Raw genomic sequence first — 14,395 nt, 5'->3', positions numbered from 1 at the left:
GCCATGCCGATCGTGCGCATCGAGGTGGCTCAGGGCCGCGACGCCGAGACGTTGCGCCAGGGCCTGCGGGCCGTCCACGAGGCGGTCCGCGACAGCTTCGGCGTCCGGGACGAGCAGGTCCGGGTGCTGCTGACCGAAGTGCCGCCACAGCACTGGAGCGCGGGCGGAAAGACTTTGCCGGAACGGGAGTGGGAGCGATGAAGAGCATCAAACACGTGATCGGCGGAGCCGAGATCGACTCGGCCGACGGCGCCACCTTCGACGACATCGATCCGTACACGCAGGAGGCCTACGCGACCGTCGCGCTCGGCGGCGCGAAGGAGGCGGACGACGCCGTCAGGGCCGCGCGCAAGGCGTTCGACGAGGGCCCGTGGCCGCGGATGTCCTTCGACGAGCGCGGAAAGCTCATCCACAAGCTCGCGGACCTGATGGACCAGCACAACGAGGACCTGGCGCTGGCCGACACCCGTGACATGGGCAAGCCGGTCACCGCCGCGAAGACCAAGGACGTGCCGCGCTCCGCGCTCAACTTCCGGTTCTTCGCCGACCACGCCCGGCTCGCCGAGTCGCAGCACCTGCCCTCGGCGACCGGCCACCACACCTACGTCCAGCACGCGCCGGCCGGTGTGGTCAGCGCGATCGCACCGTGGAACTACCCGCTGATGCTGGAGACGTGGAAGGTCGCGCCCGCGCTGGCGTGGGGCAACACGGTGGTGCTCAAGCCCGCAGAGGACACCCCGCACTCGGCCTACCTGCTCGCCAGACTCGCTTTGGAGGCAGGCATTCCGGACGGCGTGCTGAACGTGGTGCACGGCTTCGGGCCCGGCTCTGCCGGTGAGGCGCTCACGGTCAACCCGGCCGTCGACCGCATCACGTTCACCGGCGAATCCGGCACTGGACGGGCGATCGCCCGCGCTGCGGCGGCGAACCTGACGCCGCTGAGCTTCGAACTGGGAGGCAAGGGTTGCAACCTGGTCTTCGACGACGCCGACCTGGACAGCGCCGTGTCGTGGTCGATCGAGGCGGCGTTCGGCAACGCCGGTCAGGTGTGCCTCGCGGGGTCGCGGTTGTACGTGCAGCAGGGTGTGTACGACGAGTTCGTGGCGCGGTTCGCTGATGCCGCAGCGGCTTTGCGGCTCGGTGACCCGAAGGACCCGGCCACGAAGGTCGGCCCGCTGGCGAGCCAGGAGCACTACCGCAAGGTCACGAGCTACCTGGACCCGGAGGCCACCGGCAACGCCAAGGTGCTCGGCGGCGGGGGTGCGCCCGGCTGGTTCGTGCGGCCCACCATCGTGATCGACCCGCCGGCGCACGCTCCCGTGCTGCGCGAGGAGATCTTCGGCCCCGTGGTGACGGTCACGCCGTTCACCACCGAGGCCGAGGCGGTCAAGCTCGCCAACGACACCCCGTACGGCCTGTCGGCGATGCTCTTCACCGAGAACCTCCACCGCGCTCACCGCGTCGCGGGCAGCCTGAACAGCGGCAACGTCTGGGTGAACTGCTTCTTCGTGCGCGATCTGCGGGCACCGTTCGGCGGGTTCGGCGACTCGGGCATCGGCCGCGAGGGCGGCGCGTTCAGCCGGGAGTTCTTCACCGAGGCGAGGACCATCACCATGCGAATCGCCCTAGAAGTTGCCCCAGAAGTTGTCACGGCATGAGCGCGAAAACGTTAACATCGATACATGTCTCTTCCTCACGTCTTGCTGGGAGTCCTCGAAGCGCGGCCGATGAGCGGGTACGAGCTCACGCAGCTCTTCGGCGCCTCGACGCGGTGGGTCTGGTCCGCTCCGCAGAGCCAGATCTACCCGGCGCTCAAGAAGATGGAGGACGGCGGCCTCATCACGGGCGAGGAGCAGACGCGGGGCACGCGGATGACCCGCACGGTCTACGCGATCACCGACGCGGGCATGGCCGAGCTGCGGGAGTGGATCGGCACCCCGTTGCCGGTGCCGCCGTCCCGCGACGCCCTCGAGGTGCAGGCGCTGTACTTCGACCTGGTGCCGGCCGAGTCGGCCAAGCGGGTCCTGAAGGAGTTCATCAGCGAGCTGGAAGTAGCGCTGGAACACGCGGAGGCGCACCAGGCGCGGTTGCTCGCCAAGGACACCGAGCTGCTCAAGGAGCGGATGAGCAAGCGGCCGGTCGCCGAGCACGACCGGATGGCCCGGCTGAAGGCACATGTGTTCGCCGGGCACGCGGCGGTGGCCAGGACGCGCATCGCCTGGGCGCAGGAGGGGTTGCGGCTGCTCGACGACGCGTAGCGGCCCTCCTCCAGCGCGGTCGGTTCACTTTCGCTGGAGGTACCTGTGTTCTCAACGACTGATTCACTTTCGGTGGTGAAGGCCGCCACGGCGTTGGCGGAGGCGTCACGCACGACCGTCGCCTGTCCGCCGGTGCGTTATCTGCTTCCCATCGGCGACGTCAACGCGGCGTACGAGGTGCAGCGCTACAACGTCGCCGAGGGGCTGGCGCAGGGCCGCCGGCTGGCCGGTCGCAAGATCGGTCTGACGAATCCCGCCGTGCAGCAACAACTCGGCGTGGACCGGCCGGACTTCGGCGCGTTGTTCGCCGACACCGAGGTGCCCGACGGCGGATCGGCCGACACCTCGCGGCTGATCCGGCCGCGGGTCGAGGCCGAGGTGGCGCTCGTGCTGGCCGAGGACCTGCCGCTGGGCGGGTACGGGCCGGAGGACGTGCGCCGCGCGGTCCGGTTCGTGCTGCCGTCGCTGGAGATCGTCGACAGCCGGGTCGCGGACTGGGACATCGGCATCGTGGACACGGTGGCGGACAACGCCTCCGCCGGGCTGTTCGTGCTCGGCTCGCCGGTACCGCTGGGCGGCCTGGACCTGCCGTCGGTGCAGATGTCCATGAGCCGCAACGGTGAGGTCGTCTCGACCGGCACCGGCGCGAACTGCCTGGGCGACCCGCTGATCGCCGCCGCGTGGCTCGCCAACACGCTCTCGTCGTTCGGCGATCCGTTGCGGGCGGGCGACATCGTGCTGACGGGCGCGCTCGGGCCGGTCGTGGACGTCCTGCCCGGCGACGCGTTCGACGCCACGATCTCCGGGATCGGCCGGGTCGGCGTGCACTTCACCTCGGGAGGGCAGCCGTGACGACCAAGGCAGCGGTGATCGGGTCCGGCAACATCGGCACCGATCTGATGATCAAGATCCTGCGGCTCTCGCAGGAGTTGGAGATCGTCGCGATGGCCGGCATCGATCCGGACTCGGACGGCCTCGCGCGGGCACGGCGGCTGAAGGTCGCCACCACGGCCGAGGGCGTCGACGGCCTGGTCGCGCTGGACGAGTTCGCGGACGTCTCGATCGTTTTCGACGCCACGTCCGCGGGCGCACACCAGCGGCACGATCAGGTGCTGGGCGCGTTGGGCCACACGTTGATCGACCTCACGCCGGCGGCCATCGGCCCGTTCGTCGTGCCGGCGGTGAACCCGGAGGCGGCGTCGGGCGTGCGCAACGTCAACATGGTGACGTGCGGCGGCCAGGCCACCGTCCCGATCGTCGCCGCGGTCTCCTCGGTCACCCCGGTGCACTACGCCGAGATCGTGGCGTCGATCGCGTCCCGCTCGGCCGGTCCCGGCACGCGCGCCAACATCGACGAGTTCACCGAGACCACCGCCGGTGCCCTGGAACAGGTCGGCGGGGCCGCTCGCGGCAAGGCGATCATCGTGCTCAACCCGGCGGACCCGCCGATGATCATGCGGGACACGGTGTACTGCCTGGTGTCCGACTGCGACACCACCGCAGTGGCCGAATCCGTGCAGCGCATGGTCGCCGACGTCCGCCGCTACGTGCCCGGCTACCGGCTCAAGCAGCAGGTGCAGTTCACCCGCGTGCGGCCGGACGACCCGATGCACCGGCTGGGCTCGGTGCTGGTCTCGGTCTTCCTGGAAGTGGAAGGCGCCGCCCACTACCTGCCCGCCTACGCGGGCAACCTCGACATCATGACCTCGGCCGCACTGCGGACCGCGGAACGCATCGCCACAGGAGTGCCGGCATGACTGTCACCAGGACAACGGGGATCCGGCTCACCGACGTGACGTTGAGGGACGGCATGCACGCCGTCCGGCACCGCTACACCGTCGCCCAGGTGCGGGCGATCGCGCGGCTGCTCGACGAGGCGGGCGTGCACGCCATCGAGGTCGCGCACGGCGACGGCCTGTCCGGCTCCAGCGTCAACTACGGCGTCGGCGCCCACACCGACTGGGAGTGGATCTCGGCCGTGACGGAGGTGGTCGAACGCGCAGTGCCGACCACGTTGTTGTTGCCCGGCATCGGAACCGTGCGCGATCTCAAGCAGGCTCACGCGTTGGGCATCCGTTCGGTGCGGGTCGCCACGCACTGCACCGAGGCGGACGTCGCGGCGCAACACATCGCAGCCGCGCGCTCGCTCGGCATGGACACGTCGGGATTCCTGATGATGTCCCACCTCGCCGAGCCCGCCGAACTCGCGAAGCAGGCCGCGCTGATGGAGTCCTATGGCGCGCAATGCGTCTACGTCACCGACTCCGGTGGCCGGCTCACGATGGACGGCGTGCGCGAGCGGGTTCGGGCGTACCGGGACGTGCTTTCCGCGGACACCGAAATCGGCGTGCACGCGCACCACAACCTGGGGCTCGGCGTCGCCAACTCCGTCGTGGCGGTGGAGAACGGCGCCACTCGAGTCGACGCTTCCCTTGCCGGGCAAGGAGCCGGGGCGGGCAACTGCCCGCTGGAGGCGTTCGTCGCGGTAGCCGACATCACCGGCTGGGAGCACGGCTGCGACCTGTTCGCGTTGATGGACGCGGCCGACGACGTGGTGCGCCCGTTGCAGGACCGGCCGGTGCGCATCGACCGCGAGACGCTGACCCTCGGCTACGCGGGCACGTACTCGAGCTTCCTGCGGCACGCGGAGAAGGCCGCGCTGGACCACGGCCTGGACACGCGCTCGATCCTGGTCGAGGTCGGCCGGCGGCGGTTGATCGGCGGGCAGGAGGACCTGATCGCCGACATCGCGCTGGATCTGGTGAAGTGAGGGCGTGCGTGGTTGTGGTCGCTCTGGCGGCCACAACCACGCACTGGCACCAGGTCAGGCGCGCCCGCAGTAGTTCTCGATCGGCAGGTTCGCGCGCTGGTCGCCCTTGAAGTAGAGCGCGCTGGACAGGTAGCGACCCCCGTCCTGGCGGCTCACCATGAGCCAGTACTCGTTGACGAGGCCGTAGTCGAAGATGCGCTCACCGTGCGTCCAGCAGAACGCGTCGACGGTCTCCCCAGCCTTGATCACGCCGAACACCTTGCACGACGTGGCCGGGCACTCACGGATGTTCACGTCGGCCCACGCCGTCACGGGCGTTCTCTGCGGGAGCGCCTGTTCTGCCTGTGCCACACCGGATCCAGCCAACAGCGCCGCCGCGGCGAGCACCGTCCCCAGTACGAGCTTCATGCGTTTCCTCCCAGTGATTTGTCGATCATCGGCAGGAAACGCGGTCCACCAAGATCGGGTTGCACGCGGTCAACGGTCAACGCGCGGTTCGTCCCGGGCGGAAGTGGGTACCTGACCCGCATGGCACGGGCGATCTGGAGCGGTTCGGTCAGTTTCGGGCTGGTCAGCATCCCGGTGGAGTTGTACAGCGCCACCGAGGACCACACGGTGCACTTCAACCAGTTCCAGCGCGGGACGTCCGACCGCATCCGGTACAAGCGCGTCAACGAGCGAACCGGCCGCGAGGTGCCCTACGACAAGATCGTGAAGGGCCACGAGGTCGGCAGCGGCGAGTACGTGGTGGTCGAGCCGGAGGAACTGGACGAGATCGCGCCGGGACGGTCGCGCACACTCGACATCGAGGCGTTCGTGGACATCGGCGAGATCGACCCGGTGCACTTCCAGAAGGCCTACTGGCTCGGCCCGGCCAAGCCCGAGTTCTCCCGGCCGTACCTGCTGCTCGCCCAGGCGATGAAGAAGACGAACCGGGCGGGGATCGCGCTGTTCGTCATGCGCGGCAAGCAGTACCTGACCGCGTTGAAGGAGGACCACGGGATCCTGGCCGTCCACACGCTGTTCTTCGCCGACGAGATCAGGAAGCCGAAGGACGTGCTGGACGTGACGCCGCAAGGCCGGGCGCCACGCGGCAAGGAGCTCGACATGGCGGTGTCGCTGGTCGAGTCGATGGCGGACGACTGGCGGCCGAAGGACTACCGCGACACCTACACCGAGCGCGTCACCAAGCTCATCAAGGCCAAGGAGAAGGGCCGCGAGGTCGTCGCCGAGGCCGAGCCTCCCGAGGCCACGGGGGTCGTGGACCTCGTGGAGGCGTTGCAGCGCAGTGTCGAGGCGAGCAAGAAGAAGCGCGGCAGGAAGGTCAGCTGACGACGAGAGCCGGCGCGTTGTCGGTCCCACCGGCGTACAGAGCAGCCCGCACGTCGCACGTCGCACGTCGCACGTCGCGCGGCACGCGGCACGCGGCACGAAGGTCAGCTGACCACGAGAGCGGTCGCGTTGTCGGTCCCACCGGCATACAGAGCAGCCCGCACAAGCCGCTCAGCCGACCCCTGACCCGCCAGGATCGCCTCGATCCCGTCATGCCCCAACGGCCCGTAAACCCCATCCGAGGCGAGCACAAGCCGCGTGGCCCGAGTCGCAGCACGCCCGATGTTCTCCCGCGTGGCATGCCGCACAGTGTTGGTGACGACGTGATCCAGCCGTGGCTCCGGCACAACGCCGCGCGAGCGGAAGTACTCCGCCACGGTGTGATCGGTCGTCAACTGCACGAGATCCGAGCCATCAGAGGCGTATGCGCGGGCGTCGCCTGCCCACGCCACGTCGAAGCCGCCGTCCGGACGGGCCGTGGCGACCACGATCACCGCGTCGCCGCTGTGGACCTGCAGCGCGTCGTGGGCGGCGAGGATCGCGGCGACCGGGTCGGTGAGCAGGGCGGCGGCGCGTGCGGCTGCCCATGCGGCTTCGGTGGCCGCGGCGGAGTCGCCTACGCCGTCGGCCACGACGAAGGTGCGGCGGCCGTTGGTGGCGTACGCGTCGGCGTTGTGCGTGCGCGGTCCCCGCTCCGAGGCGTAGGTCACGGTGAGCGCGGTACCCAGTGGCATGGTGCGATCGATCAGCATGGCGGACCTCCCTGACTCCACTAAGCCCCGCGTGGCTAGGAGTCTGCTGTCAGCACCCTGAGAAAAACTCTAGAATTCCGCCGCCCGGCGAAACCGGTCCGCCGCCCGGATCAGTGCCGCGGACAGTTCCGGCGGGGAGACGACCTGGAACTCGACGGTGATGCTCGCGAGCATGAACACCACGTCGTCCATCGTCTCGCCACCGACCCGGACGTGGCACGAGGTTTCGTCCAGGGCGAAAACTTCGCCGTAGCTGCGCCAGCCGGCCGCCTCCGAGGCGGGCACGCTCAGCCGCACGAGACCCTGCACCGGCCACCGTCCGGCCACCTTCTGGGCGACGAAGGCGCCCGCGTCGCCGCCGGGGATCTCCCGAGGCGTGAACCGCGCGCCGAACGGGGTCCGCACGGTCATCCGATCGAGCCGGAAGATCCGCCAGTCGTCCCGTTCCCCGTCCCACGCGACCAGGTACCAGCGCCGGCCCCACGTCACGAGCCGGTGCGGTTCCACCTCGCGCAGCGACTCCTCCCCCGCGTGCCCGACGTAGGAGAACCGCAGGCGCTGCCGGTCGCGGCACGCCGTGCCGACGGCGGTCAGCAGCGAGGCGTCCACGACGGGCGCGGAACCGGTGTGCGGCACGGTCTCGATCTCCAGCGCCGCCACCCGGTGCCGCAACGCAGACGGCAGCACCTGCTCGACCTTCAACAACGCCCGCACGGCCGTCTCGCCGATGTTCTCGATGCCGCTCGCGGTCCGCAGCCCGACCGCCACGGCCACCGCCTCGTCGTCGTCGAGCAGCAACGGGGGCAGCCGCGCACCCGACCCGAGCCGGTAGCCGCCGCCGGACGTGCCCATCGACGCGTGCACCGGGTAGTCGAGGTCGCGGAGCTTGTCGACGTCGCGGCGGACCGTCCGGGTGCTGACCCCGAGCCGGTCGGCGAGCTCCTCGCCGGACCACTCCCGGCGTGACTGCAGCAGACCCAGCAACTTCAGCAAGCGAGCAGATGCCACTGTAGGACCATATCTGTCCTACAGTCGAAATAGCGTCTTCAGCATGAAGCCGTTCGAGATCAACATCCCGCAGTCCGACATCGACGACCTGCACCGCCGCCTCGACCAGACCCGGTGGCCGGACTCACCGGCAGGCGCGAGCTGGGCGCAGGGCACGCCGAAAGAACACCTCCAGGAGCTGGCCGAGCACTGGCGACGCCTCGACTGGCGCGAGGTGGAGCGGCGGCTCAACAAGTTCCCGCAGTTCCTCACCGAGATCGACGGCGCGCGGCTGCACTTCATCCACGTCCGCAGCGCCAACGAGAACGCCGAACCGCTGCTGCTCACGCACGGCTGGCCGTCGACCTGCTTCGCGTTCGCGGAGATGATCGAGCCGCTGAGCCGCGACTTCCACCTGGTGATCCCGTCGGTGCCCGGTTTCGGGTTCTCCGGCCCCACCAGGGAACTCGGCTGGAACATCCCGCGCGTGGCCGGCGTGTTCGCCGAACTGATGAAACAGCTCGGCTACGACCGGTACATCGCGCACGGCTACGACTTCGGCGCCATGCTCACCCGCCACCTCGGGATGCGCGACGAGGTGCGCGCGATCCACGTCAACCAGATCTTCTCCGCGGGCGTCACGGCCGACACCGCCGACATGGAGGTCGAGGCCGAGCGGAAGTCCGTCGAGAAGGCGTTCAAGTACGAGTTCGAGCAGTTCGGGTACGTGTCGATGCAGAGCACCCGGCCGCAGTCGGTCGCCTACGCGCTCACCGACTCACCGGTCGCGCAGCTGGAGTGGATCGAGTGGGCGTTCCACACCTGGAGCGACCCGGACGTCGGCGTGCCGAGGGACGCGTTGCTGACCAACGTGTCGATCTTCTGGTTCACCCGGACCGCGGGGTCGTCGGCGCGGTACTACCACGAGGGCGACGAGACCTGGGGCGAGTTGGAGCCGGAGTCGCCGACCCCGACGTCGGTGGCGGTGTTCCCGCACGACGCGGGCGTCGCGATCCGGCGGATGGCCGAACGCAACCACAACATCGTGCGGTGGACGGAGATGCAACAGGGCGGGCACTTCGCGGCGTTGGAGGTGCCGGAGCTGATGGTGCGCGAACTGCGAGAGTCGTTTCTTTTGTGAGTAACGTGATCACGTGAGGTTCACGGTGTTCAGCGAGGGTGCGGCACGGGACCGGAGACTACGGTGATCTACGTGCGGTACAAGGTGTTCGGCGCGGTCTCCGCGTCGGTGAACGGCCGCGTGCTCGAATTCGGCCCGACACGGCTCGGCGCCCTGCTCGGGGTCCTGCTCGTCGACGCGGGCCGGGTGGTCGGCGCCGAGGACCTGGTCGACCGCGTCCTGGGCGACGACCCGCCGCCGCGCGCCCGCGCGATGATGCAGACCTGGCTGACCCGGTTGCGGCAGACCGTGCCTGGCCTGGTCGAACGCGACGGCGGCGGGTACGTCGTCCGCGTCGATCCGCTGGAGATCGACCTGCACCTGTTCCGGCACCTCGTGCGCACGGGCCGCATCGCCGAGGCGTTGCCACTCGCGGCCCAGGACCTGCTGCTGATGCTGGAAACCCCGTGGGCGCGGCAAGTGCGCCAGGACTTCGCCGCCGAACTGCTGGCGGCGCGCCTGGACCACACCGACGCGCGGCTGGGCTCCGGCGAGCACGAGGCGCTCGTGCCGGAGCTGCAGCAGCTCGCCGCGCAACACCCGCTGGACGAACGGATCGCCGGGCAGCTGATCGACGCGTTGCACGGCAGCGGCCGCATTCCCGACGCCGCAAGGCATTTCGAGCTGATGAGCGCCCGGCTCGCGGACGAGCTGGGCGCCGAGCCGTCGCGGCGGCTGATCACGGTGTACCGGCGTCTGCAGGCCGCCTCGGCACCGAGGCAGCTGCCCGCGCCGCCCAAGCCGTTCACCGGGCGGGCGCTGGAGCTGGCCGAGCTGGACCAGGCACCGGACGGCGTCGTGGTGATCACCGGTACCGGCGGGGTCGGGAAGACCTCGCTCGCCGTGCACTGGGCGCACCGCGCGGCCGAACGGTTCCCGGACGGGCAGCTCTACGTGAACCTGCACGGGTTCGGGCCGAGCGGCGCGGCGGTGAGTCCCGGTGACGCGCTGCTGCGGTTCCTGTCGGCGCTGGACGTGCCACGCGGCAAGGTGCCGCACGACCTGGCCGGGCAGTCGGCGTTGCTGCGCGACACGCTCGCGGGCAAGCGGGTGCTGATGGTGCTGGACAACGCGACCGACGCCGACCAGGTCGAGCCGTTGCTGCCGCGTTCCCCGAACACGCACGTGGTGATCACCAGCCGGACCGCGCTGGAGCCTGCCCGGAAAGCGTTTTCCCTCCCGCTGGGCCTGTTGCCGCCCGACGACGCCCGCGAGCTGCTGGCCAGCCGCATCGGGCACGACCGGGCAGACGCCGAGCCGGACGCCCTCGACACGGTGGTGCGCCGGTGCGCCCGTCTGCCGCTGGCACTCGCGGTCGCCGGGGCGCGGGCGGCCACGCAACCGGAGTTCCCGCTGGCCGCGCTCGCCGACGAGCTGGCCGACCTCGACGCGTTCGCCGACGACGATGACGTCACCGCGGACCTGCGGTCCGTCTTCTCCCACTCCTGCAAGGCACTGAGCCCCGCGGCGCTGCGCCTGTTCCGGTTGCTCGGGCTGATGCCGGGCTCGGACGTCAGCCTCGCCGGTGCCGCCTCGCTGGCCGGGATCGGGCCGGCCGAGACCAGGGAGTTGCTCACCGAACTCGCCAGGGCGAACCTGCTCGACGAGCCCGTGCCCGGCCGGTTCACGTGCCACGACCTGCTGCGCGACTACGCCGCCGAACTCGCCCGCGACGACGAGCGGGACGAGGCGCTGCACCGGCTGCTCGACCACCTCGCGCTGACCGCCGTCGAGGCGGGCGTGGTGTTCACGCCGAGCCGCCACCGCCCGGACGTGCCGGCACCCGCGGCGGGCGTGACGATCCCGGAGATCGGCACGCACGAGGAGGCGCTGGGGTGGCTGCTGACCGAGCACCCGACGCTGATGTCGGCGATGCGGTACGGCAACCCCACCCAGACGTGGCTGATGGGCTGGTCGCTCGCGGACGTCCTGGACCGGCAGGCACGGCACCGGGATCTGCTGACGTCACAACAACTCGCGGTCGCCGCGCTCGAACGGCTCGACGACCGCGACGGCCTGGGCCGCACGCTGATCAACCTCGGCCGCGGCTTCGCCAGGCTGGATCGGCTCGACGAGGCCACCACCGCGCTGCGGCGCGCCTTCGACGTGTACCAGGGCAACCCCGCGGGCCAGGCCGGGGTGCTGGTGAACATCGCGATGCTGTGCCCGGACGACCGGATCCCGGAGGCGATCGAGTACACCCAGCACGCGCTGGCGTTGTTCGAGGAGTGCGGCGATCGCTACGGCCAGGCCAACGCGCTGACCGGATTGGCCTGGGGTCACGCCAAGATCGGCGAGCACCGCACGGCCATCGAGTACGCCGAGCGCGTGATGCCGTTGTGGCGGGCGATGGACCACGTGATCGGCGAGGCCGAGACGTGGGACAGCCTGGGTGCGGCGTACCTCGGCCTGGGCGTGTACGCGCGGGCCGCCGAGGCGTTCACCCGGTCCGCCGCGCAGTTCCGGCTGGGCGGCGACCTGACGCTCCAGGCGTCCGCCTACGACAAGCTCGGCGACACCCACGCTGCCGCGGGTGACGCCGAGCAGGCCAGGCAGGCCTGGCGGAAATCGGCCGAGGTGTACGCGGAGGCCGGTCTGCCGGCCGATCACGTCCGCGGGAAGCTACAACCCGAACGCCAGTAGCACGTGACCGTGCGGGTTCACGTAGTCCGAGTGGTACCCGGACTGCACGTAGACCATGCCGTCCGACACCACCGCCCCCGTACCGGGCCCGGCCATCTGGCCGCCACGCCCCGTCACGCCGTTGACCCCGCGAACGTCCTGGATCGTGTCGTGGGCCCAGATGATCTGACCGGTTTTCGAGTCGTACGCACGGAACTTGCCGTCGGACGCACCCAGCCACACCACACCCGGCGAGCTGGACACCGGCACGCCGTGCGCCGGCGCGCATCCTGGCTGGCCGGCCACGCCACCCGTGGAGCACCCGTCCGCGGGTGCCGGGGTCTCCCACAACACCGCGCCGGTGGCGGGATCCACCGCGAACAACTTGCCGGGACCGGCGTAGTAGGTCGCGATGTAGAGCCGCTTGCCGTCGTAGCTCGACCCCCACTGGATGCCAGAGATGCCACCGCTGGGCAGCGGCACGCCGAGCTGCCGGCGCCACACGACCTGCCCCGTCGCGGCGTCGAACACGTGGTAGACACCGGACTTCTGGCCGACGCCGACGAGCTGGCGGCCGTTGACGCTGAACAGGTTCGGCGTCGCACCGATGTCGTAGTCGAGGTTCGTGCCGTCCTTCAGACCGGGGCAGTACCCCTCGGGATCCGGTTCGTTGCACGCCCAGCGCCACGTGTCGGCGTCGGTGACCTGGTTGGTCCACTTCACGGTGCCGGTCCGGGCGTCCAGCGCGAGCAGCGAGTCGAACTCACCGCCCTTGCCGGTGTAGTTCTGGCCGGTGCCCACGTAGAGAGTCCCGGTCCTGCGGTCGATCACCGGCGAGCTCCACACGCCGACGCCGGACGGCTCGAACCGCTTGGCGCCGTTGGGCCACGTGCCGACCTCGACCGGTTCCGGCACCGTGTAGTGACGCCAGACCAGCGCGCCGTCGTCGATGTCGTAGGCGTCGATGTGGCCGCGGAACGTGCAACACGGGTAGTCGCGCGGCAACACGTTCTCACCGCTGGAAGTGCCGATGTACACGCGTCCGTTGTAGACGATCGGCGAGCTGGTCGTCATCGATTGGATGGTGGTGTCCATCTGGACCTGCCACCGCATGCGCCCGGTGCGCTGGTCGAGCGCGAAGAGCCGCCCCGCGCTGTCACCGAACAACACCTTGCCGTCCGACACGGTCGGGCCGTCGGAGTTGTACGCGTACCTGCTGCCCGCCGGGAGCGTGAACTCCCACCGGGCCCGGCCGGTGCGCGCGTCACGGGCGTAGAACTTGCCGTCCGGGCCACCGAAGTAGATGGTGTCGCCGACCACGGCCGGCTGACTGCGGACGGCGTTGAAATTGCCCTTCTCGTAGGCGAACGCCCACTTCAGCTTGAGCTTGCCGGCGTTGCCCTGGTTGATGCGCCACTCCGCGGCGTTGTGCCGGGAGCCGTTCAGATCCTTCTGCCAGCCGGCCCAGTCCCCTGAGGCGTGCGCCATGGCGGGTGATGAGGTCAGCAAGACGAGCGCCGCAGACAGCAGCGCAGTGGTTTTGAGCATGGAATTTCCCCCTTCCACCACTCACCCTGGCAGCAGCGGAAGGGGGATGCGACCCCTTAAAGTCGTGTTGAGGCTTAGCCGATCGGTTGATGCGTCACGACCGCGACGCCCGGTCGGCCACGGCACCCTCGACACCGTCGAGCAACACCCGCAGGCCGTTCTGGAAGTTCTCCACCGCGTCGTTCTCCAGGTACGGCAGCTCCGGATCGACGGGCTCGCGGTCGCGCTCCAGCAGGTGCAGCATCGGGAACTTCTTCTCGAGGTCGGGCTCGATCTCCACCAGCACCGCCGACCGGGCGTACCACCACTCCTCGTCCGCCTCACCGGTCGCGCCACCGGCGGCCCGTGCCTCGGCGATGGTCTGGGCCGCGCCGCGCACGAAGTAGTTGAGGGCACCGACGATGCCGCGCAGCTCACGGCCGGGCAGCCCGGTCGTGACGAGGATCGAGGCCAGCGACTCGAACACCACGAACTCGTGCGGGCCGAGGACCGGACGGGCCTGCGAGACCTGCAGCACCCACGCGTGGCGGGCGTAGAACTCCCACATGTCGTGCGCCCACCGGGTAGCCGCGGCCCGCCAGCCGCCGGTCAGGTCGTAGGAGGCCGGGAGCTCGGCCATCGAGCGGTCGTACATGAGGTCGACGAGCTCGTTCTTGCCCGGCACGTACGTGTAGAGCGCCATGGCGGTGCGACCGAGCCGCTCCCCCACCGCACGCATCGACAGGGCGGCCATGCCGAGCTCGTCGGCGACCGCGATACCGGCGTCGACGATCGCGTCCACGCTCAGTCCGGGCTTCGGACCAGGACGTTTGTCGTCCTCACCGCTCCTGCGCCAGAGCAGCTCGATCGACCGGCGCGGGTCGCCCTGACCGGCGTAGACCACCACGGTTGCAACTCCTTACACCCTAAAGTACCCTTGTTGGTCGATACTTTACGGCATAAAGAA

Annotated in this window: 14 protein-coding genes; 9 read left to right on the top strand and 5 right to left on the bottom strand. The window is 70.0% G+C overall.

Annotated elements, in window-relative coordinates; all coding sequences use genetic code 11:
• The first annotated feature begins 3 nt into the window (after positions 1 to 3).
• From ACIA8G_RS01965 to dmpG, 6 genes are all read left to right on the top strand, one after another.
• A complete protein-coding gene (locus ACIA8G_RS01965) occupies positions 4 to 201 on the top strand; it encodes a 4-oxalocrotonate tautomerase family protein (protein WP_396416370.1) in 198 nt (65 codons plus the stop codon).
• Entirely contained in the window at positions 198 to 1,658 is a 1,461-nt protein-coding gene (locus ACIA8G_RS01960; RefSeq protein WP_396416369.1) for an aldehyde dehydrogenase, read from the top strand. Before ACIA8G_RS01965 ends, ACIA8G_RS01960 begins: the two co-directional genes overlap by 4 nt.
• A gap of 24 nt (positions 1,659 to 1,682) precedes the next feature.
• On the top strand, positions 1,683 to 2,258 hold the full coding sequence (locus ACIA8G_RS01955; protein WP_396416368.1) for a PadR family transcriptional regulator: 576 nt from the start codon (positions 1,683 to 1,685) through the stop codon (positions 2,256 to 2,258).
• A gap of 75 nt (positions 2,259 to 2,333) precedes the next feature.
• Positions 2,334 to 3,110, top strand: coding sequence for a 2-keto-4-pentenoate hydratase (locus tag ACIA8G_RS01950; protein WP_396416367.1), 777 nt, complete (start codon positions 2,334 to 2,336; stop codon positions 3,108 to 3,110).
• Positions 3,107 to 4,015: an acetaldehyde dehydrogenase (acetylating) gene (locus ACIA8G_RS01945; protein WP_396416366.1), complete on the top strand. Its 909-nt coding sequence runs from the start codon at positions 3,107 to 3,109 to the stop codon at positions 4,013 to 4,015. Before ACIA8G_RS01950 ends, ACIA8G_RS01945 begins: the two co-directional genes overlap by 4 nt.
• Positions 4,012 to 5,028: a 4-hydroxy-2-oxovalerate aldolase gene (gene dmpG / locus ACIA8G_RS01940; protein ID WP_396416365.1), complete on the top strand. Its 1,017-nt coding sequence runs from the start codon at positions 4,012 to 4,014 to the stop codon at positions 5,026 to 5,028. Before ACIA8G_RS01945 ends, dmpG begins: the two co-directional genes overlap by 4 nt.
• A gap of 54 nt (positions 5,029 to 5,082) precedes the next feature.
• Here the strand turns inward: dmpG and ACIA8G_RS01935 are convergent, their stop codons facing one another.
• On the bottom strand, positions 5,083 to 5,436 hold the full coding sequence (locus ACIA8G_RS01935; protein ID WP_396416364.1) for an SH3 domain-containing protein: 354 nt from the start codon (positions 5,434 to 5,436) through the stop codon (positions 5,083 to 5,085).
• 120 nt (positions 5,437 to 5,556) lie between these two features.
• On the opposite strand from ACIA8G_RS01935, the gene ACIA8G_RS01930 reads away from it, so the two are divergent.
• Complete coding sequence (locus ACIA8G_RS01930) at positions 5,557 to 6,360, top strand: Ku protein (protein WP_396416363.1); 804 nt, start codon at positions 5,557 to 5,559, stop codon at positions 6,358 to 6,360.
• Positions 6,361 to 6,464: 104 nt separating this feature from the next.
• Here the strand turns inward: ACIA8G_RS01930 and ACIA8G_RS01925 are convergent, their stop codons facing one another.
• Both ACIA8G_RS01925 and ACIA8G_RS01920 read right to left on the bottom strand, forming a co-directional pair.
• Positions 6,465 to 7,112 carry a PP2C family protein-serine/threonine phosphatase gene (locus ACIA8G_RS01925; protein WP_396416362.1) on the bottom strand — a complete coding sequence of 216 codons (648 nt, stop codon included), beginning with the start codon at positions 7,110 to 7,112 and terminating at the stop codon, positions 6,465 to 6,467.
• A gap of 69 nt (positions 7,113 to 7,181) precedes the next feature.
• Positions 7,182 to 8,120 carry a helix-turn-helix transcriptional regulator gene (locus ACIA8G_RS01920; RefSeq protein ID WP_396416361.1) on the bottom strand — a complete coding sequence of 313 codons (939 nt, stop codon included), beginning with the start codon at positions 8,118 to 8,120 and terminating at the stop codon, positions 7,182 to 7,184.
• A 43-nt stretch (positions 8,121 to 8,163) separates the two neighbouring features.
• On the opposite strand from ACIA8G_RS01920, the gene ACIA8G_RS01915 reads away from it, so the two are divergent.
• Together ACIA8G_RS01915 and ACIA8G_RS01910 are read left to right on the top strand one after the other, a co-directional pair.
• Positions 8,164 to 9,240 carry an epoxide hydrolase family protein gene (locus tag ACIA8G_RS01915; RefSeq protein WP_396416360.1) on the top strand — a complete coding sequence of 359 codons (1,077 nt, stop codon included), beginning with the start codon at positions 8,164 to 8,166 and terminating at the stop codon, positions 9,238 to 9,240.
• Positions 9,241 to 9,312: 72 nt separating this feature from the next.
• Positions 9,313 to 11,922: a tetratricopeptide repeat protein gene (locus ACIA8G_RS01910; protein ID WP_396416359.1), complete on the top strand. Its 2,610-nt coding sequence runs from the start codon at positions 9,313 to 9,315 to the stop codon at positions 11,920 to 11,922.
• Here ACIA8G_RS01910 and ACIA8G_RS01905 read toward each other — a convergent pair.
• Together ACIA8G_RS01905 and ACIA8G_RS01900 are read right to left on the bottom strand one after the other, a co-directional pair.
• Positions 11,902 to 13,449: a PQQ-binding-like beta-propeller repeat protein gene (locus ACIA8G_RS01905; RefSeq protein WP_396416358.1), complete on the bottom strand. Its 1,548-nt coding sequence runs from the start codon at positions 13,447 to 13,449 to the stop codon at positions 11,902 to 11,904. The two genes, ACIA8G_RS01910 and ACIA8G_RS01905, sit on opposite strands and share 21 nt — an antisense overlap.
• Positions 13,450 to 13,543: 94 nt before the next feature.
• On the bottom strand, positions 13,544 to 14,335 hold the full coding sequence (locus tag ACIA8G_RS01900; protein WP_396416357.1) for a TetR/AcrR family transcriptional regulator: 792 nt from the start codon (positions 14,333 to 14,335) through the stop codon (positions 13,544 to 13,546).
• Between the last annotated feature and the right edge of the window lie 60 nt (positions 14,336 to 14,395).

This window comes from Lentzea sp. NPDC051213, assembly GCF_044455585.1.
Lineage (GTDB): Bacteria > Actinomycetota > Actinomycetes > Mycobacteriales > Pseudonocardiaceae > Lentzea.
Note: the sequence above shows the minus strand (reverse complement) of the source record. Positions and strands in the feature narration are given on the sequence as shown.

Coding starts and splice junctions, on each gene's coding strand:
- ACIA8G_RS01965 (WP_396416370.1), top strand. CDS start 4: ATGCCGATCGTGCGCATCGAGGTGGCTCAGGGCCGCGACGCCGAGACG.
- ACIA8G_RS01960 (WP_396416369.1), top strand. CDS start 198: ATGAAGAGCATCAAACACGTGATCGGCGGAGCCGAGATCGACTCGGCC.
- ACIA8G_RS01955 (WP_396416368.1), top strand. CDS start 1,683: ATGTCTCTTCCTCACGTCTTGCTGGGAGTCCTCGAAGCGCGGCCGATG.
- dmpG (WP_396416365.1), top strand. CDS start 4,012: ATGACTGTCACCAGGACAACGGGGATCCGGCTCACCGACGTGACGTTG.
- ACIA8G_RS01935 (WP_396416364.1), bottom strand. CDS start 5,436: ATGAAGCTCGTACTGGGGACGGTGCTCGCCGCGGCGGCGCTGTTGGCT.
- ACIA8G_RS01930 (WP_396416363.1), top strand. CDS start 5,557: ATGGCACGGGCGATCTGGAGCGGTTCGGTCAGTTTCGGGCTGGTCAGC.
- ACIA8G_RS01925 (WP_396416362.1), bottom strand. CDS start 7,112: ATGCTGATCGATCGCACCATGCCACTGGGTACCGCGCTCACCGTGACC.
- ACIA8G_RS01915 (WP_396416360.1), top strand. CDS start 8,164: ATGAAGCCGTTCGAGATCAACATCCCGCAGTCCGACATCGACGACCTG.
- ACIA8G_RS01905 (WP_396416358.1), bottom strand. CDS start 13,449: ATGCTCAAAACCACTGCGCTGCTGTCTGCGGCGCTCGTCTTGCTGACC.